The organism is Thermoactinomyces sp. DSM 45892 (assembly GCF_900107305.1).
Classification (GTDB): domain Bacteria; phylum Bacillota; class Bacilli; order Thermoactinomycetales; family Thermoactinomycetaceae; genus Baia.
Map to the genome: position 1 here is coordinate 88719 of NZ_FNPL01000001.1, position 20372 is coordinate 109090.

General features: G+C 41.6%; 16 protein-coding genes. All 16 read left to right on the forward strand.

Annotation, left to right across the window (positions count from 1 at the left end; all coding sequences use genetic code 11):
* Positions 1-13 precede the first annotated feature (13 nt).
* Positions 14-1504, forward strand: a complete 1491-nt coding sequence (locus tag BLU58_RS00425; RefSeq protein ID WP_093290265.1) for a hypothetical protein — start codon at positions 14-16, stop codon at positions 1502-1504.
* 21 nt (positions 1505-1525) lie between these two features.
* Positions 1526-2674 carry a hypothetical protein gene (locus tag BLU58_RS00430; protein WP_093290266.1) on the forward strand — a complete coding sequence of 383 codons (1149 nt, stop codon included), beginning with the start codon at positions 1526-1528 and terminating at the stop codon, positions 2672-2674.
* 3 nt (positions 2675-2677) lie between these two features.
* A complete protein-coding gene (locus tag BLU58_RS00435; protein ID WP_093290267.1) occupies positions 2678-3187 on the forward strand; it encodes a hypothetical protein in 510 nt (169 codons plus the stop codon).
* Between the two features lie 31 nt (positions 3188-3218).
* Positions 3219-4220, forward strand: coding sequence for a hypothetical protein (locus BLU58_RS00440; RefSeq protein WP_093290268.1), 1002 nt, complete (start codon positions 3219-3221; stop codon positions 4218-4220).
* 60 nt (positions 4221-4280) lie between these two features.
* The gene (locus tag BLU58_RS00445; RefSeq protein WP_093290269.1) at positions 4281-4874 is read left to right on the forward strand and encodes a hypothetical protein; all 594 of its coding nucleotides are present in this window, start codon (positions 4281-4283) and stop codon (positions 4872-4874) included.
* An 8-nt stretch (positions 4875-4882) separates the two neighbouring features.
* Positions 4883-5302, forward strand: a complete 420-nt coding sequence (locus tag BLU58_RS00450; RefSeq protein WP_093290270.1) for a hypothetical protein — start codon at positions 4883-4885, stop codon at positions 5300-5302.
* A gap of 13 nt (positions 5303-5315) precedes the next feature.
* Positions 5316-6044, forward strand: a complete 729-nt coding sequence (locus tag BLU58_RS00455) for a hypothetical protein (RefSeq protein WP_093290271.1) — start codon at positions 5316-5318, stop codon at positions 6042-6044.
* Entirely contained in the window at positions 6041-6559 is a 519-nt protein-coding gene (locus tag BLU58_RS00460; protein ID WP_093290272.1) for a hypothetical protein, read from the forward strand. The genes BLU58_RS00455 and BLU58_RS00460 overlap by 4 nt, the downstream gene beginning before the upstream one ends.
* On the forward strand, positions 6549-7400 hold the full coding sequence (locus BLU58_RS00465; RefSeq protein ID WP_093290273.1) for a hypothetical protein: 852 nt from the start codon (positions 6549-6551) through the stop codon (positions 7398-7400). Before BLU58_RS00460 ends, BLU58_RS00465 begins: the two co-directional genes overlap by 11 nt.
* 23 nt (positions 7401-7423) lie before the next feature.
* Entirely contained in the window at positions 7424-8167 is a 744-nt protein-coding gene (locus BLU58_RS00470) for a hypothetical protein (RefSeq protein ID WP_093290274.1), read from the forward strand.
* 113 nt (positions 8168-8280) lie between these two features.
* Positions 8281-9213, forward strand: a complete 933-nt coding sequence (locus tag BLU58_RS00475; RefSeq protein WP_093290275.1) for a DNA cytosine methyltransferase — start codon at positions 8281-8283, stop codon at positions 9211-9213.
* Between the two features lie 16 nt (positions 9214-9229).
* Positions 9230-9736: a hypothetical protein gene (locus BLU58_RS00480; RefSeq protein ID WP_093290276.1), complete on the forward strand. Its 507-nt coding sequence runs from the start codon at positions 9230-9232 to the stop codon at positions 9734-9736.
* Positions 9736-10194: a hypothetical protein gene (locus BLU58_RS00485; protein ID WP_093290277.1), complete on the forward strand. Its 459-nt coding sequence runs from the start codon at positions 9736-9738 to the stop codon at positions 10192-10194. The genes BLU58_RS00480 and BLU58_RS00485 overlap by 1 nt, the downstream gene beginning before the upstream one ends.
* A 13-nt stretch (positions 10195-10207) precedes the next feature.
* Entirely contained in the window at positions 10208-11026 is an 819-nt protein-coding gene (locus tag BLU58_RS00490; RefSeq protein ID WP_255404504.1) for a hypothetical protein, read from the forward strand.
* A 26-nt stretch (positions 11027-11052) separates the two neighbouring features.
* Positions 11053-12033 carry a tyrosine-type recombinase/integrase gene (locus tag BLU58_RS00495; protein WP_093290279.1) on the forward strand — a complete coding sequence of 327 codons (981 nt, stop codon included), beginning with the start codon at positions 11053-11055 and terminating at the stop codon, positions 12031-12033.
* A 50-nt stretch (positions 12034-12083) separates the two neighbouring features.
* Positions 12084-20345, forward strand: coding sequence for a phage tail tape measure protein (locus BLU58_RS00500; protein WP_093290280.1), 8262 nt, complete (start codon positions 12084-12086; stop codon positions 20343-20345).
* Positions 20346-20372: the final 27 nt, after the last annotated feature.

Sequence of the window (20372 nt, forward strand, 5' to 3'; positions counted from 1 at the left end):
GGTGGTTCAACCTATGAGTGAGCAGATGAATGTGAAACAAAGAGAAAGTGCCATGGCATTTAGTCACTTTGATTTTGCAAAATTGATATTAAATGATGTATCCAAATCGAATGAAGGCCGCTCTTTCCTGAAGAAATATACACAAAGTGAAGTTCGGGAGTTAATCGAGGGGTATCAACTTCCTAAGAATCAAGAAAAACTCCGAGAAATCTCGCGAATTCTTTGGTCAAAAAGCGGACATTATCAGAGACTCATTCATTATTTTGCAGGGATGCCACTCTTCCCCTGTGTCATCACTCCGATAAAAAATATCCGTCTTCTTAATCAGGACAAGGTGTTGAAACAGTATACACAAATTGGAGAACTCCTCAAAATGATGAATCTGAAACATGAGATGGCCAAGGGGCTCCAAGTTGCCTTCCGAGAAGATGCTTTCTTCGGCTATGTCCATCGGGATAAAAAGTCGTTCTATATCCAGCTCATGCCACCAGAGATGTGTAAGATCACGTCCATTGAGGATGGATGTTTCAACTATAGTATCGACATGAAGATCTTTGAAAAAAACGAGACGAAACTACTCTCCTATGCCAATGAGATCCAACAAAAATATCAAGCTTGGAAGTTTTTAAAAAAGAAGAATCCCCGTATCAGTGAGTGGGTAGAGCTTGATCCCACCAACACCATCGCTATCAAAGTAAATGAAGAAATGATCGAGTCTCTCCCACCCTTTGTGAGTGTCTTCGATTCCGTATTTGATATTGATGCCTTCAAAAAGCTTCGGAAGGATCGAGAAGAGGTCGGTAACTACATGGCAGTCTCCCAACAACTTCCGATCCGAACCGATAGCGAAAATAATAACGATTTCCTCATCGATAAAGAATACATGACCTTGTTCCACAACATGATTGCTGACCATGCTCCTGAAAATGTGGGGGTGTTCACTTCCCCTATGAAATTAGATGTCCTTCGTTTCGATAAGGACAAAGCAGGAAGTGATGGTGTGGCGGAAGCTCAACAAAACTTTTGGACTGCTTCTGGAATCTCTTCCCTCCTGTTCAACTCAGATAAATCTACCTCTCAAGGTTTATTGATGAGTATTAAAACAGATGAAGAGATTGTATTCAAGCTACTTGTTCAGATTGAAAGATGGTTGAACCGTTTTTTGAAGTTTTTGTATCGAGACCTTCTCTTTCATGTAAGTATTTTGCCCGTTACGATCTTCAATCAACAAGATATGTACAAGATGTATCTGGAAGTAAGCCAATATGGGGTTCCCATCAAAAACCATCTCTGTGCAACGGTCGGATTATCGCCAATCGAAACGATGAATATGGCTTACCTTGAAAACGATCTTCTGGAACTCCATGATAAATTCATCCCACTACTCTCCTCTCATACCATGTCTCCTGATGAACTGAAAAATGAAGGTCGTCCTCCCGCAGAATCCAATGAAATTTCCGATGAGGGTTCCCGATCACAAGATAAACCTAATAAATCCTTATAGTGGGAAGGTGGTGAAATCCCAATGAAATACTTTCACTGTGATATCAGCCAAATCACTCCGATCAATCCTCAATTCTCAAGCTGTAAAGTTCGAGTCTTGCATACGGGGAAGAATCAAAACCTGTCCCTGATCTCCAAAGAAGCCATTACAAGAGCTCTCCCTACTTTGCGAAATATCCCCATCGTTGGAGAGTTTCTAGAAGAGAACGATGACTTTGGTGGTCATGGAGGAACCATTGATTTAGATACATATAAGTACATTCATACAACCAAACCTTATGGAGTCGTCCCTGAATCCGCTACCTTTGAGTGGGAGCATGTCAAAGGAGAAGATGGCTATACCCGTGAGTACCTTACCATCCACGGTTGTTATTTATGGACGGGTCGCTATGAAGAAACAAACCATATTCTGGAACAAATGAAAGGTCAATCGATGGAAATCGAGGTGACAAATAGCACTTGGAACAGCTCAGAAGAGACTTACGAAATCCACGATTTTATTTTTTCAGCTCTCTGTATCCTCGGAGATAGAGTCTCTCCTGCATTCCCTGAAGCCGTTATTACAAGCAGTCGTCCCTTTAAACAGGAATTCTCTCTGATGATGAAAGAACTACATTTCTCTTTATCCCCTAACGAGGAGGTGAATACCACCATGACTACAACGACTTCCGATCTACAAGAAGAAACAATCCTCCACAACGAAACCGAACCACAATCGAGTGAACAGACCATAGAGAAGACGGAACAAGTACCTGAGCAGGAGAACCAAGAGGAGACCTCCGAAGAAGTTTTTTCTCCATCCGAAAAGCTAGAAGAGGAATTCCAAGAATTGAAAGCACGTTATCAATCTCTTCTCCAAGAAGCAAACGAGCTACGTTCTTTTAAACATGAGGTAGAGAAGAACGAACTTGAAGATAAAGCTACCAGATTGTTTGAGAAGCTCCAATTGGATGATGGAGATCTAAAAGAGATCGATATCCACTCCCTCACGTTCGAACAAATTGAAGAAAAATGCTATTCGATTTTAGGCCGTAAGATGGCAAACAGCCACTTCACCAAAAAGGATAGTAAAAGTTCTAGACCCACACACTTACCTTTATTTAACGAAGAAAATCAAGATCAGCCAAATAGTCCTTATGGGAATTTATTTGAGAAGTACTGGAGGAATTAATATATGGCGATTGTTCGCAAAGACAAGATGTTAGCAAGTTATAACGGGAACCTCGAAACCGTAAAAATCTTCGGCAATGATGGCAAAGACAAAACATCCACAACCAATGGAGTCTTTGTTGTAGTAGAAGGCTTACTTGCTGGTGAACGTGAGATCAAGAAAGCTCGCTTAGGAGCAACAAGCGATCATGCGAAAGACTTGTTGCTGGTTCATAATCCAGAAGTCATGTACGATCAACGACTAAACAAATTAGATGATTATATCACCCCAACCGATAAAGTAGCTCGTGCCTACCGACTCTATGACGGCGATGTGATCACCCTAACTCAAGACCTGTTCGCAGAGGCGGTTGCAGTGGGAGACAAGTTGATTATCAAATCCGCTGGGAAATTAGGAAAAGATGCCACCAACCTTCCCAATGCAAAGATCGTTTTCGAGGTAATAGAAGATTCTGGATACGAGTTACATAAAACGATGAAGTCTTGGGCGGTGCAGATCGTCCGCCAAAAATAATTACGAAACCATACTTGAGGTGGATACCTATATGCAAAATGAATTAATAAAACTAGGAGTTGATCTCGCCCAAGGGAAGGTCAAGCACTATTCCTCGGACGAAGCAAACTCTACTCTTCGACAAGCCTTCTTGGATCTCATGGAAGTTTCCGATAATGGAAAAATCGATCGAAAAACGTTCCGTCGACATAAAACAGAGGTCTTCGAAATCCTTGAAGTCATCTTAGAGGAAGTGGTAAATGAGAGTATCGAAAATCAATTTTCCGATCTCGCAGAGTACCGCAACCTAAAATGGGGAGATGCAAACGAATTCATTGTTCCAGATAATGAACTTTTCCGAGTCGCCATTGTCTCGGATGGGAACGGAAACATTCGTAGGCAGAGATTGCGTGACGGTGAAGAGTTCATGGTCAGTTTGGATACTTACGCAGTAAAGATTTATGAGGAGTTCCACCGCTTCCTTGCAGGACGTATGGATTGGGTAGCCATGATCAACAAAGTGGCTCAATCCTATCTACTCGATCTAAACCAGAAAATCTATGATGCCCTATACTCCGCCTATGGCAAATACAATTCCACATATCACAAAACGCTTGCTGGACTAAATTCCACACAAATGGAAGACGAATTAGTTCAGTTGGCAATGCACATTGAAGCAGTCACGGGCGAAAAAGTAGCTGTGTATGGTTCTAAAATGGCACTTCGAAAGTTTGCCCCTTCTGCTATTTCAGAAAACATGAAGGATGCCCGAAACAAGATTGGCTTTTATGGTGAGATTGCAGGAATTGAATTGCGAGAGCTAAAGCAGAGCCATCGTTTTGGTACTGACGAATTTAGTATCGATAACAACTTTATTTTAATGCTTCCTCAAAACGCTGACCGCATGATCAAAATTGTCAATGAGGGTGAAGCGATCATCCAAGAAACCGAAGGCGGAAAACATGCGGATATGAGCCTTGAATACTTAATTGCTCAACGCTTTGGCGTTGGTGTGATCTGTTCCAAAGTATTCGGGTTTATCAAACTACAGTAGAATTTTGGAGGGTCTTCTCTCCCTCCTATTCCACAACAGAAAGGAAGATCAGGAATAACTATGGCATTAAAAAAAGACTTGATTCAAGAGTTAGTAGAGAAGCATGGGTATGAGAAGAGTAAGGTAGTCGACTTAACCAGTGCTGAGTTAACCGACTTAATTGAAAAAGAACAATCCAATGATGATCCTACGAAAAAAACAAAAAGTACTGAGGTAGATCGAGATGATCTCATCGAAGTGATGAACGGAACATCTGGTGGATTAAAGATTGGCTCGTCAAGGACAGGCTATATATGGGAGTTTTCCGAGTATGGTCAGATGGACTCTATCGAGTACCACGAGTTGGAAGCGATGCGAAATCGGAATCCTAAGCTATTTGCAGATGGGGTTCTCATTCTCTTAAACGATGAAGTGGTGAAGAAGTTTCGTATGGAAGAGGTGTACGAAAATCTGGTTACTCCTGCCAACGTAGAGAAAATCTTTGAGAAAAGCGTAGAAGAACTCCAGTTATTCATTGAAAAAATTCCAAAAGGGATGTTGCAAACATTAGTGGGACAAGCAGTCGCCTTATACAGACAAGGGAAATTAACCAATATTCAAATGATCAAGTTCCTAGAAGAACGTTTCAACCTCACCTTTGATGATATGTTGTAGGTGATTCGATGACTCCATTGAGACAAGTCTATGAAGTGTTCCTCTCCAAGATCTCCGACTACACATTTCTCTCCCTCACACCCTCCCAAATTGAAGAAGATTTATTTGGTTATCTCCGTTCTGCTACAACACGCTTCCATCGATGCAAAAAAGACTTATCCATTCAATCCAACTCACTTGTATCTACATTAACCCTGTTTGAAATTGAGATTTTGGTTACTCTCATGATCTGTGAGTATATGAAGCCACTTATTCTCTCTTCCGAGCTCATGAAACAATCCCTCAGCGACAAAGACTTCCGTATCTATTCTCAAGCCAATCAGATTCGAGAACTAAACCTCACTTATCGGATGTTTCGTACAGAAGCACAACGACTCATGACAGACTACAACTACTTAGATTTGTCCGAGACGGATTTTCGTGATTAGGGCGGTGATGTCAATGAGTTATTTAGAATCCTATCAAAACCGTCTCAAGAGAAACGGAAGTCATAACGGTGAAGCTTACACAAACAATACCATTGCCATGATCCAATCTACGTTCCATGCCTCTCCTACCTTCCGTGTATTGGGAGTTAGAAGTGCCCAGTATCCCGATCTTATGCAAATGGATGCACGGATCATCAAGATAGAAAGATTAGGATCATTACGAGAGGTCATCTTTCGGCCTAATCAGCGATTGGAGATCGGAACTTACATCACTTTCGATGATGACACTTGGATTATCTTCGATCAATTTCGAGGACTTGTTTCCAAGGTCATCGTAGCAAAGTGTAATCACACATTGAGATGGAAGAATCAGCACGATCAAATACTGGAATTCGATTGTGTCGCCAGCACCATGGATCTGGGTTCTAAGACGAAAAAAAGTAAGGATGAAATTCGGTGGAACAAATACGATGTCCCTCTTCCGATGGGTCAACTCTTGGTCTTCGTAGAGTCCAATTCAGCTACTAGTCAAATCGAATTAAATCACCGATTCATCTTTAACCGAAAGGCTTATGAAGTGGTGGGAATCGATGGTACTACTTTAGTCAATAAAAGTGGGTTTGGTGTCCTCCAGTTAACTTTATCTCTCACAACCCTACAAGAAGGCGACGATCTAACAAATCGGATTGCTTCCAATCGATATCCACTTGAAGAATCACCTACAAGGGAGGGACTATGGTGAGACTAGACTCCTTATCAAAAAATATCGTAACAATCCTTACCGAGTTGGCAAAAAACGAAGGACTTGCCAAACTGTTACTCAACGATGTAAGCACCCCCTTCTCCTCTCGTTTACCTCCTATTGATTCGAATAAGATCCTCAATCAGAAAAGCGAGCTATGCCGAATTTTTCCCTTCCCCTTTAGCCCCGAAGCCCATACAGAAGATCATTCCTTTATTCGTGTCTACTATCCCAACGGATCATTCAACGAAAATGAAGTCATCGCTGAAACCCAAATCAACTTTGATATCGTCGTCGCTAAAAGCTTGTGGTTGATTGAGGACGGTAATCGAAAACTAATACGCCCCTATGAAATCATGAGTAGAGTCACAGACATGCTAGGTAAGAGAAGTATTGGATCAACCATCCAACTTAAATTCTCAGGTTGGAACCATCTCTCCGTAAACAACCGATTTGATGCCCTCCGTCTCTACAGTGAGTATATGTCGGTGGAAGCAGGTTCGCATGGAGTATAAAAAGTTAAATGAAGTCGATCTCAAACTGAAACTGCTCAGTGGATCTAGTATCTATGTAGACGGGTTAGAGATTCAACCCTATACCCTGAAAGAAATCTGTGATTACGGCTACTCGAATTATATGAAATACCTGCAATGGGTTGCCCTTTCTATGGAAGACTTTCTACATGGGATCAAAGACGAAAGCGAAAAGGAAATTCTAGCTAAACAAAAAGACCATCTAAAAGTATTCGATTTTTATATCAAACTAGGCGGTCAAGAATTACAACAAGATCTGCTTACTAGTCTCTCCATGATATTCCGCACTGAAGATGTCTCCGTTTTGGATGATGGTGTTATTGCCCTCGATTGGGTTCGTTTGGGCATTTTGCAACGTTCTGATTCCAATCAACCTCAAATCAATGAGCAAAAGCTCAACTCCCTCCACGAAAAAGAAATCAAGCTCATCCATCGAGATAATTTTGACGACATCATTCAAGTCGTAAAGCTCCAAAACTACATGAGCAAACCCCATATCAGCAAACAGACCATAGAGAATCCCTCAGATGATGATACTCGTCAATTAATCGATCAAATGAAGAAACTACAGCAAAAAGTAGAGACAGCAAAAAAATTGAGTAGCAGTACTGGTGAATCCGAAATGGATCTCGCTGACCTAATCTCTGCGGTAAGTAGTAAAAGCCACTCTCTCAACAAGTTCAATATTTGGGATTGTACTCTCTATCAGCTTTACGATGAGTACGCTCGTCTGGAATGTATTGAACAATATGAATTTAGCACCAAAGCCATGCTTGCAGGTGCAGACAAAATCAAGCTGAAACATTGGTCTGCCCCATTGTAATTTACATCAGGAGGAATACATACATGCCCAACATTCAATACGGTTTAAAAGAGGTTGCAAACGTAATTTTCTTTGATGCCTCCACCAATAAACCCATTATTTTCTTCGATACCTTGAAAGTATCTTCCATTGAAAACGAATCCGAAAGCACTGAAGCCCGTGGTGGCCAAGGGAACGGTAAATTGATGAGCTGGGACTTCGGACGAACAGCCACCCTAACCATGCAAGATGCTCTGCTTTCAGATGCATCCCTTGCAATGCTATCAGGTAATGCATTACAACAGTCAAATATTAAAGTAGTAGGCCGTGAAGTTCTATCAGCCACAGGAGCAACCGCTACCAAAGTTACTTTAAAAGAAACTCCTCTTACCAACTCTGTCACTGTCTATAAGATGGCAGGCGGGATGATGACCACAGAAGTCACTACATTTACGACGAGTGCAAAAGATGTGAGCTTTTCCGCAGGAGTAAAAGACGGGGATCAGCTAATGGTTTTCTATGAATATACCATTGCTGATAACACAGCAACACTCGTTACCTTCTCAGCAGAAAAATTCCCTGCTACTTATCGAGTAGTGGGAGACACTGTTGTTCGTGGTCGTGATGGTGTAGACCGTAAAATGCAATTTCTTATTCCTAGAGCGAAGTTGCAATCTTCCTTCACCTTCACCATGGATGCAGAAAACGTTTCCACTTTCGATTTCAACTTGGATATCATCGTAGAAGCAGGAACCAACAAGCTATACGATATTGTCCGTTTCGCCTAATTTCTAAGAGAATGGTAGAGGTTCTCTCTGCCATTCTTTATATATAAGATCTCTTTTATCAACTTGACATGAACAAATCTGCCAACAGAAATACCCAAAAGGAGTTTGAATAAATGAAGGTATTGGATTTATTCGCAGGGGTTGGGGGCTTTCGCCTTGGAATGGAGATGGCAGGGCATCAAACTGTAGGATGGGTGGAGATAGATAGATTCGCACGAGAATCATATGAAGCTATACACAAGCCAAAGGGAGAATGGACACATGACGACATCGCAACAGTCGATCACAATGACTTGCCCACAGCGGACATCTGGACGTTCGGCTTCCCGTGTCAGGACATTAGTGTCGCTGGATCACGAAGTGGATTCAAAGGAAGTAGATCAAGTCTCTTTTTCTCAGTTACAAAGCTACTTAGAGAAATCAAGAAAGAAGATTCCAGCCAACTACCTAGCTACCTTATCATTGAAAATGTTAAAAACTTTCTTGCAGTCAACGGAGGATGGGATTTCCTCGCTACCCAAATTGAATTGGATGAAATCGGGTACAATCTGGAATGGCAAGTACTCAATTCACGAGATCACAGAGTCGCACAGAATCGAGAACGGATCTTTATTATCGGACATTTGCGAGGAAGAGATACCAGAAAAGTACTTCCTATCGGAAGCAATAACAAACAGACTGCACTTAAACAAGTTGGAGTTCTAACAGGTCAGAAATTCAAACAGAGTGCTAGAGTATACAGTCCTAAAGGCATATCGCCCACTCTTTGTGCTAAAGGTGATGCTCCTAAGATTTTAGTAGAAACTTCGCAAGGTGAACGATCTGTTACTATCCATAATCTAGAGAGATTAAAGAAGCTGGCTAAGAGTGGATACAGATTACGTAGATTAACACCGCTGGAGTGCTGGCGGGCACAAGGATTCCCAGATTGGGCATTCCATAGAGCTAGAGATGCAGGTATATCAGACACTCAATTATATCGACAGGCAGGAAATACGGTCACGGTTCCTGTTGTGTATGAGATTGCAAAGAGAATTCCAATTTGACATGGAGGAATGCATAGTGGCAAAAAGCAAATCCGAAATAAAACGACTTACCTCTCATGAGCTAAAGAAACAAGACAAGAAACTAGAGGGCACATATCCAGTCGATCTAGTAATAAATGAGACAGTATACGAGATCATAGTAGATGAACATTTCCGCAAATCAAAAATCTTCCAGTTACTTGATGATATGATCCGATTCTACAACGAAGCAAATAAACCCCTTAATGCCTCTCTACTCGAACTCAGTACCCCCTACTCTACTCTTCTCATTATCAAACACTTTACGGACTTTGAGGTTTCAGATGATATCAACGAAGCTCTAGCCGTGTTAAATCTATTAATCGACCTAGACCTCCTTGATAAGATCCTTAATGCGATGCCTGAACAGGAAATCACTAAAGTCTACGAGATGTTGTCTCAGATGCTCACCAACATGCAAGTTAATCTAGAAGAAGCCGAAAAACAAGCCGATGAGCTAGGTAAGCAAGTTGCAAACAGCGAAGTGAAAACATTGGTTCAGTAATGGCATTCAATCTACATGGACTTCGTGCGATCGGAGAAGAGGAAATCAAAAAGTTGCTTCTCCAAGAAGGAAAACAACTAGAGCGAATCGCCAAACACACTTGGCAAAAATACCTAGATTCCTATCATCCTATTGAGTATATCCGTACAGGAGCCTCTATGAAAGCAATAAAACTGGGGCGAATTGAGAGATTGTCTTCTCTAGAATATGGCATACGTCTAGAGTTTGTTGATGATCTTAGTTACCATGATTCAGTTATAAGAGGCGGTGATCAAGGTCATGCAATTATGCTAATTAGTGACGGTTGGAAGGCTACTCAAGGAAGGCAAGCTAAAGTTTATCGATTCGGATATTATGAAGGCTTTCAATATATCGAACAAGTTCTGAAAGCATATGAACAATCCAAACCTGATCTAGTTCAAATTCAATTTCACTGGAATGGAGCCTATACCCGTTAACGGAGGTGATCAGTTGGCTCATAAGAACGTGGACAGAAAACATATTGTATTTTATAGTGGTGGACTCGGAAGCTGGATGACAGCCAAGCTTGTAATAGAGAAATATGGGAAAGAAAATATCATCCTCTTATTTACCGATACCCTAATAGAAGATAAAGATTTATATCGTTTTCTCAACGTCACTGAGGAACATTTCGGGATTCAAATTACAAGGATTGCAGATGGGAGAACTCCTTGGCAGGTGTTTAGGGACAATCGCTGGCTTGGAAATGCTAGAGTCGCACCATGTAGTCACCATTTAAAGCAGAAAACTGCTAGAAAATGGATTGAAGCGAATTTCCTCCCTAATGAATGTACCTTATATCTTGGAATAGATTGGACGGAAATGCATCGAAGAAATGCACCTATCAAAAATTGGCACCCTTATCAAGTGGAGTTCCCACTCTGCGAAGAACCCTATATTAGTAAGCAAGAAATTGTTGGAGAATTAGCTAATACTGGAATAGAACTCCCCAAACTTTACAAGCTTGGATTTTCTCATAATAACTGTGGAGGCATTTGTGTTCGAGGTGGACAAGGGCACTGGATTCATTTATTAAAAACGATTCCAGAGAGATATTTGGAAGCAGAACAAAAAGAACAAGAAATGAGAGAATTTCTTCAAAAGGATGTTACGATTTTAAGCCGTCAACGGAATGGTAAAAAACATAAATTAACCTTACGAACATTACGTAAAGAATACGAACAAGACAAGCCTATCGATATATTGGACATTGGTGGATGTGGCTGTTTCGTAGATAATGAACCCGATCAATATCCCAATGTAAATTGAGCTGGATAGCCAACGGAGGTGATTACTTGGCTCAACCATATCGAAAAATTGAAAACGTAGACACTGAATTTTGGGATATCCAAGCAAACCCCTACAACAAAGAATTAATCGAAGAATTTCTATCTCAACAACACCTCTCCCCTGCTACACTCAAACAGTATACTTCTGCCTTAAAAGTGTTTGCAAAATGGATATACGACTTTGCCCGAAATAAGAATATCCATGAATTAAAACCAAGGGATGCTTTAAAGTATCAAAACTGGCTCATCAGCTTAAATCTCTCCTCTAACTCAATCAAGTTCAAACGGAGCGCTGTCTCCAGCCTTTGTGGATTCATTGAGTTATACTACCACGACGAACATCCAACCTTCCGAAATATCTTTACCAAATCTATCCCTGCTGTCCCTAAGTCAAATATAAAAGAGAAAGTCCCTCTCACAATCGAAGAGATCCAAACCCTCATTGACGAATTAACCCGTCGTCAGGAATGGCAAAAGATTGCTTACATTTGCTTCACTTACTCCACAGGTTGTCGACGTGAAGAGACACGTCAGTTACGAACAGAAGTTGCTACCTATGAGAAGTATAAAGAGAAAAATTTCTATGTCAGCCATAAGATACGAGCCAAAGGGCGTGGCAAAGAAGGAAAACTCCGTCACTTTGCATTTGACGAGAGATCCATGAAAGCAATTCAAAAATGGTTATCCCATCGTTCTAATCAAGTCGAGCAAGACAATTGCCCTTATGTATTTGTCCGAAAGACGAAGAACGGCTATCAGCAAATCTCTGCTAATAGCTTCAATTTATGGTGTAAGGAGTTTAGTGAAATCCTTGGTGGAAAAACCGTATATCCCCATTTATTCCGAAGCTCCCGAGCTACCAATGCTGTTATCGAGGAAGGTAAAGATATTCAATCTGTCCAGAAATTACTGGGACATGAAAGCTCCCAAACAACAGAAATCTATGTCGTTCGGGATGATTCGGATGATCTAGACGATTTGTTTTAAACCAGATCCAAGCATAATATCCAAATATCCAGAAATGGGGTGAGAAAAAGTTGGCAAAATCCAGTGCAAATATCCTATTACGAGCTAAAATTGATATCTCCAAGTCGATGCCCGATATCCGAAAACAAGTGGACGAGATCAGTCACAAGCTAGAAAACAAACCTGTTAAGCTAAAAGCAAAACTGGATCTGAAGATGAAAGACTTCGTTCCTCAACTGAGACTTATATCTAAAAAGATTGAGAATAAACCACTTAAACTAAAAGTCCATTTAGATGTCCACGGCTCCGCACTCGCTATTAAGAGACAGCTTCAAGATGTCCACAAGACAGTGGATGATTTCAACAAAAAATACAGCAAACAATTGTCCCGTATGCAAGATCAAACGAAAAAAGGGTTCTCCACTCCCTCTTTAGGTGGGTTTGATCTTAAGCAATACGTATCACATATAAAAGAAGCCGAAAGAATGATGAAGCAGACTTTTGGAAAAGGTCTCTTCTCTTCTGTTGAAACAAAGGATGCTTTTGGGAATCTAAATGGATTCGTCGCTCAATTAGAAAAGGTAAACGGAGTTGTCCAGCGAATCCGCTATAACTGGAATCAGGACGAAGATAAATTTAAAGTCATTGACATCAAAACAGCTACTACAACGGAAAAAGTAGTGCAGAAATCTATAAACTCCCTACGAGAATTGGAACGAGAAATTCTAAAGCTCGGAAAAAACAGTACTCAGTTTTGGAAGGAATACAACCAACTTCAAAACCAAGGAAAATCAGGCACTCTCACTCCCTCCACTGTAGCTGATCTCAAACAACGTATTCGAGATGAACAAATTCTCCAACAACAAATCAGTAAGGAAAACCAGTTTCTTCTCGAACAAAAAAAGCTCATTGAAGAAATTCGCCATACCCGATCCCAGCGTACCGCCGAACGAAATCAAGTAGCCTATCGTCCCTTGGATCAGAGTGCCCGAAAAGCTACTACTGCGGAAGAGTTAAAAGAGATCCGTTTCCAAACAGAACAGTTGGCACGTCGTCATCAAAAAGATGAGCAGTATCAGAAAGACCAAATCAATCTATTGAAAGAGCGCATCAAGATCATGCGTGAACTAAGAAAGATTGAAGCCCAAACCCCTACGAATCCGAACAACGGAAAACTCCGCCAACAGTATGTAGAAGAAGCGAAAGCTATTACCCAATCAATCCGATCCTATCGAGATTTGGAGCAAGCTCGGAATCGTCTTAGCGCTCTAAAAAATAACCAGTGGCAAGATTCAGATCAACGCCGAGCAAGAAAGCTTTTAGAAGACTTGAAAGCAGTTGGGGAACAGCTTAAAGTCACAGGTCACAACATGTCTCGCTTTAATCGTGAAATTGGAAAAATAGATGTAGGGCAAGGTCAAAAACTGAATACCAAAGATATTGAGTTGCAATTAGATGCTTATACCCGTCTACTCCGTCGGAAGAAAGCTGAAATTCGAAATGCCGAAAAGGAGTTACGATTAGGCGAGGATATTACCCAATCTGTGAATCGACGAATGGGTCCAACTGGAGTCTCACAATTAGAAGGGTTAATTAAATCCAGAGACATCCAAGGGTTACAGGAATTCATCGGGAAAATCTATGGAGCCAAAGTCGCTACTGTATCTTTGAGAAATGATGGAGTTGATCCGACTGGTCGTGCTGTAACCAAACTGGTCACAACATTTGATAGTGCTGGGAAATCCGCTCGTCGTGTGAGCTTGACCATGGCAGAAGGATCTCGTACCCTCCGACAATCCTCCGAAGAAATGGTTTACAACGCTAACCGAAACTTAGGTGTCTTTGAGCAACTGCGTATTGCGATGTCTAGGGTTCCTGTTTGGATGACAGCTATGACCGCTTTTTATGGTTCGATTAATGCTGTCAGAGCAATGGCTACTGAAATCCTACAATTGGACAAGGCTTTAACAGAATTAAAGCGGGTAGCCGATGGGAATCTCTCCATTGACACCCTTTTCCAAGGAGCCATTCAACTCTCTAGCGAACTCGGGAACAATCTTCATGATGTGATGAAATCGTTAGCCGAATTCACTCGTACCTTTGGTGATTTTAACGAGCGACAACTTCTTGCCATCACCAAAACGGCCACCCTCATGTCAAATGTCTCAGATCTATCCGCTCCTGAAGCAACCGAATCACTAGTTGGAACAATGAATGCTTTTAACATAAGTGCAGAAGAATCGATTCGAATTGTGGATGCCTTGAACCAAGTCGATAATGACTATGCCATCTCTACAAAACAGTTGGCGGAAGGATTATCGAAATCTGCTTCTACTGCTAGGACATTTGGTGTTTCAATGGAGGAGTCCGTTGGTCATATTACCGCTATTGGCGCTGTCACGATGGAATCAGGGAAGGTCATCGGGAACGGCTTGAAAACCATTTATTCGAGAATCACTACTTTGGCAGATGCTCGGGAAGTTCTGCAAGGAATTGGGATTGACATCAAGCAGATCAAAAACGGGCAAGAAACCGTAAGGCCCGTTGCCGATATACTGGGAGACTTACATAACCGTTGGGACTCACTCAGCAATTCCCAAAAACAAAATATCGCTGTTACAGTAGCAGGTCGTTACCAACTAAGCCGTTTTCTTGCGTTAATGAACAACTATCAAATGGCTCTTGATTCAACCGAAACAGCCGAGACCTCACATGGTTCAGCCATGAGAGAAAATGCCGAGTATCTAAAGTCCTTTGAAGCGAGAATCAATCAGTTGAAAAATGCTTTCGCTGAACTCTCTCATTCCGTTGGGGATGCAGTCTTAAGTGATGGAATGTTAGCCGTCATCTCAGGTTTAGGTGCACTTACTCAAGCAGGAATTTCGATTGCTCAGACTTTTGGTGCATTGCCAGTCATATTTGGTGTGGTTGCACTCGCCATGACCAAAATGGGAATGTTTGAGAAAGTTACAAAGGGATTAACAGAAGGCTTTGATGCATTCGGAGATGCCATGAAACGTTCCATGTCTACTACAGGCGGGATTCGAGGGGTCTTAGTTGGTGCTTCCGCAGGATTTGGAGCATTAGCCGAAAGTACTCGGGGAGCTACTGTAGCTACCAAAACCTTTAGCATAGCTTGGAAATCCATGCTTGCTGAAACGGTTATTGGAGTAGCATTTGTTGCTCTTGGAGTTGCTATCGAAAAACTTGCCAGCCATTTCGCTGAACAAAAACAAAAAGCTGAAGAGCTAAAAAAGCTGAATGATCAAATGGTGCAATCCTATCGTCAACATGCAGATGGCATGCAAGGTCTCATCTCTCGATATGAAACTCTCAGCAATAAACAAAACAAAACGGCGGAAGAGCAAAAAGAATTCAACCGTATCCAAAAAGAACTTGCTACCTCCATCCCTACTGTAGTCCAATATGTGGATGCAAATGGGAAGGCACATCTTAAAAACACGGAAGCTATCAGAAAAGAAATTGATGCCGTAGCCAAGCTCTCTCAAGAACAAGCACGGTTAACCGATTTGAACTTTGCGGAAAACGTGAAGAAACAAGCAGAGGCTTATCAAGATGTAATCGATAAGATTAGCGACCTCCAGTCAAAGAAAAAAGACTTAGAACAATCAAATGGCAAATTGGATATATCAGCAGGTACTAGGGCCAACTATGGGATAACTGACAATCTTCTTCAAGACAATTCGAAGGCGATCCAAAAGTCCAAAGTCGAGATCATGATGGCTGAAGCAGAGAAAACGGAAGCTATCAAGAAGACCATCAAGGTCATTCAAGAGCAAACTCTCACTCATCTTGAAGCAGGCGGAAAACTATCCAGCCTTGGTGATGCTCAACAAGCCGTCATTGAAAAGTTCATTCAATCCAATGAAGGAATACTTCGTGGAGCCCAAAGTGTAGAGGAGTACAAAACGAAAGTTCAAGAACTATTTACACTGGGTACAACCATTGGAGATGTGTTCGTTAAAGCATTCCAACAAATGTCTGCTGGTTTTGAAAACGATCCGCTCAAGTTAGATAGTATTAAGCAACAGTTAAATGATGTAGCTAAAATACTACCTGAAAGCTTCTTCACTTTGGATCAAAATCGGAATGCGGATGTGGTTGCTGGGCAACTACAAAAAATCTTAGACATTAGCAACCAAATCGCACAAGGTTCAACAGACTGGAACGGTTTACTACAAGCCTTGCAGAACTCTGGGCTTTCAGCCGAACAAGCAGGTGGTTTCCTCTCCCGCCTTGCAAGGGAGCATGATAATGCTAGTTTACGTGCACAAGCTCAAGCGCAAGGAATTGGAGAATTAACAGGATCTCTTGAAGACCTCAATGAGAAAACACTTGCCACTGTAGAGATTACAGAGACTTTGTTCGGTTTCAAATCTGGCAATCTATCCGCAATGAAGTCTCACATTGAAAGTTTACAAGTGCTGAAACAAGTCTATCGAGATAATGCATCTAACACCTCTCAGTGGAAGGCTTCCTTGAGTTCCCTAGCGGATGCCCTCGGGGTTACAGAGTCCGAAATCGCCAGCAATTTATCACATTACCATCAAATCATTGGGGCTTTACAGAACGTAAGAGTAAAAACGGATGATGCAGGTAAATCGACTCTAGATCTATCCGAGCTAAATAAACAACAGAAGGCAATCCTCCAAGAGTGGATCTCTACCGCTCAAAATAAGGGTGCAGTTATTGATATCCTGACTGGAAAAACAAATGCACTCGTTTCAGGAGAACAACAAACCCAATCAGCAATCAACGCCACCAAGCAGTCCATGCAGGATATGAACAGTGTGAGTATCTTCACTCCCCAATCTCAATTAAATGCTCTCGGTAATCAAGCGATCTCTACAAAAGGGCAAGTACAAGGATTACAAACTACGATCTCTTCCCCACTTCTACTAAGTCCGTCACTTACCTATACTCTGAACCAATACACTCAATTGGGAACCACAGCTAATACAGCAAAAGGACAAGTTCAAGGTATGCAAGGCGCAGTCAACTCTCCTGTCTACAGTCCTACCCTTCCCTTGTTAATCGGGCAGTACAATAACCTAGGAACATCCTTAGATAGCACTGCATCAAAAGCTCAAAATACTGCTTCTGTTGTTCAAAACGTCGGGAACCAAGCAGGAGCTGTATCTCAAGTCAGTAGCCAAATGCAAGGTATGCAGTCCTCGGCTCAAGGTGCAGGAGCTTCGGTTGGAACCATGAACCAGCAGTTAGGCGAAACCTCTCAAAAAGCTTCGAATCTGACTCAAGTTCAAACGGGTATTCAAAGCATTGCCTCAGCTTCGCAAGGAATTAGCTTTGATTCGATCAATGGATCTTTAGAGAGATTAGGTGCAGTGGCATCAAGTGTAAAAGCGAAGATAACTGAATTTGCTCAGTCCCTCACTCAAATCGGAGCATCTGTAAGTTCCTCGTCAGGATCAATTAATAGCTCTGTCTCGACAATGAACAACCTTGCTTCAACTATGGTTCGTAGTGCCTCCTCTGCAAAAGCGAGTGCAGACTCTTATTCGAGTATCGCCAGTTCGTTTAAATCAGGAGCAAGCTCTGCTATCTCCTATACGAATGCAATCAATCAAATATCTTCCGCCTCTAATGCCTCTGTCTCTGCTTCATCCAAAATAAAAGCATCCTTATTACAACAGGCTCAAGTATTGGCACAACTACAACAAGCATATGGACAAGTAGGTAGTGCGGTATCATCCGCATTTAGTAGCATGGCAAGCACTGTCAATTCCCGTACCAATAGTATGATTAGCTCCCACCAATCACAAGCTTCTGCAATGAATAGTTTGGCCTCCTCCGCTCGGAGTGCAAAATCTGCTATTGAGAGCCTAAACTCCTCTGCTCGAAGTGCGATGGATACTTTGAACGATTATATTGCTCGAGCCAAAAGTGCAAGATCTGCTGGTTCAAGCGTTCCTTCTGCCCCTAGCTTCCATGCCAATTCCTATCAAGATCTCTCTTCTTCGTTCCAAGGAAACATCGCTTCTGCTATGAATTCATTCTCTGCATTATCAGTTGATTCGATTGGTGAAAGTGTTTCTGCTAGTGGCGATACTGCTTCATCGGGTACGTTGAGATCTTCTATCTATGAAGGCGGCATTGGAGTAAATGGTAAGTTCTATGCATTGGCACTAGCGGACAAAGTAGTTGGTGATCCCGAAGAACGTCAAATGACAGTCTACGATGGACTCATTCGCCAACAAGAAGCTATGCTACAGCGTATGATCAAAGCAAATGTTCAATATCGGGATGTTTTAAAGACTGTGATTACCTATGAAAATTTGAGACTGGAGTTGGCGAAAAAAGAGCTATCCCAAACTCAATCTCGAAATTCATGGGTTAACAATCGAATCAAACAGTTGGATTCGTTGAAAAAACATACGGAATCCCAACGGGAAGAATACAACAAGCTCCAACAAGAATACGATCAAAATCTCAGTAAAATAGCTAATCTCCAAGGTGAAGTAGAGAGTAGCTTTAATAGCATCCGCCAGAACTCCATTAACATGTTTACAGATTTTGTAGATGAGATCGTCGATAAGTATGATCGAGCAATTAACGAAATCAAAGCTAAGGTAGATGATTTCGATTTCAAAATTGATGTCCTAACCCTGACACAACCAGATAACATTCAAGATATGTTAAACGCTCAGATTGAAAAGGCTCTAGCTTTACAACAGTCACAAACTCAAGAATCTGGAAAGGTCTCTGCTCTCTCAACAGAATATGAAACCACAAAAGCTAAATACGGGATTAACTCGGAACAAGCGAAAGTGATTAAAAAAGAGTTAGATCAAGCGAAAGAAGCTTGGGAAGATGCTGTGATGGGTGTTCTTCGAGCAGAAAAGGACATCAGGGAAACCCGTGGAAAAGTGGCAGATGAGTCGATCAAGCAATTGCAAGACTACTACAAGAACATGAAGTCCATGGCAATCGGAGCAATCGATATGGAAAAAGAGGCTCTGAAAAAAGCTCACGATGAAAAGATGGAGATGTATGATCGTGAGATTGACCAGATCAACTCGGTTTACGATCGTAAGTTGAAAGCCATGGATAAGGAGCAAAGTGAGTCCGATTATCAAGAGAAACTGGATGAAAAGAATAACAAGAGATCCGAGTTAGTTCAACAAATCTCCCTCCGATCCCGTGATAACTCTCTAGAAGGTCGCAAAAAGCTGGAAGAACTCAGAAAGCAATTGGCTGATCAAGATAAGGAAATTGCCGATTTTCAAAAAGATCGCCAAAATGAGCTTCTTCGCCAGTCCATCGAAGAGCAAAAGAAACAACAGATTGATGCGCTTAATGATAAGAAAGAAAATGAGAAAACGGGGTTAGATACCCGATTAGGTGAATTGGATCAAGAGAAAGAATCCGTCATCAAATACTATGACGATCTCTTGAATAACGATCAGCACTGGGCAAATAGGCGAAACGAATTCATTACAGGTAGCTTCTCTACTCTCCAGACAGAGTTAGAAAGTTTGAAGACAAACCTAGACAATATGAATCATGGGGTTTTTGATGGACTCACTAAGAGTTTCTCTACTTTCTCAGATGAAGTTAAGAAAAAGATCGCCGAATTAAACTCCCTTGAAGTTGATAATATGTTGTTCCGTGCTAATAAGCTGGAGCAGTTTGATCAAGTGAAGAATGTGAATCCTTATACTTACACCAATGGCGAGTTAAAAACAAATCTCCCCTATACACCACCGATTTTTAACACTCCTCCACCACCAGAACCACCCAAACCAGATCCTCCGCCTAAGCCTACGACTCCTCCCACTACTTCTAAACCTGTACATGGTTGGAAAACAACTTCGGACTTAAACCTCCGAAGATCTCCAAGCTATGGGCGAAATGTTATAGCTGTTATGAGACGAGGAGATTTGGTTGAGTTCCTCGGCATGGAAAGAGGCTGGGCGAAGATTCGTTGGAAAGGGAAAACGGGTTATGCGGGGAAACGTTATCTCCAACAATTTGATACGGGTGGATATACAGGTACATGGGCTGGAAATGATGGCAAAATCGCTATGCTTCATAAAAAAGAGCTTGTCCTCAATGAACGTCAAACCTCCGACATCCTTGATACTGCCAAGATCTTAGATCGATTAAAAAACATTATTCCAAATTTGAGTTCCATACGAAATGGTACCGACCAATTGGCTACAGTAGGCTCCGTTCATTCAAATCAAGTTTCCTATGGAGATATCTATGTAACCGTTGAAGGCGGAGATAAAAAGAAAGCCAAAGACATCGCAAAAGAAATACTATCAAGCTTGAAAAAGAAGGGGCGATAATCGCTCCCCTTCCTTAAGTTTCTGGAG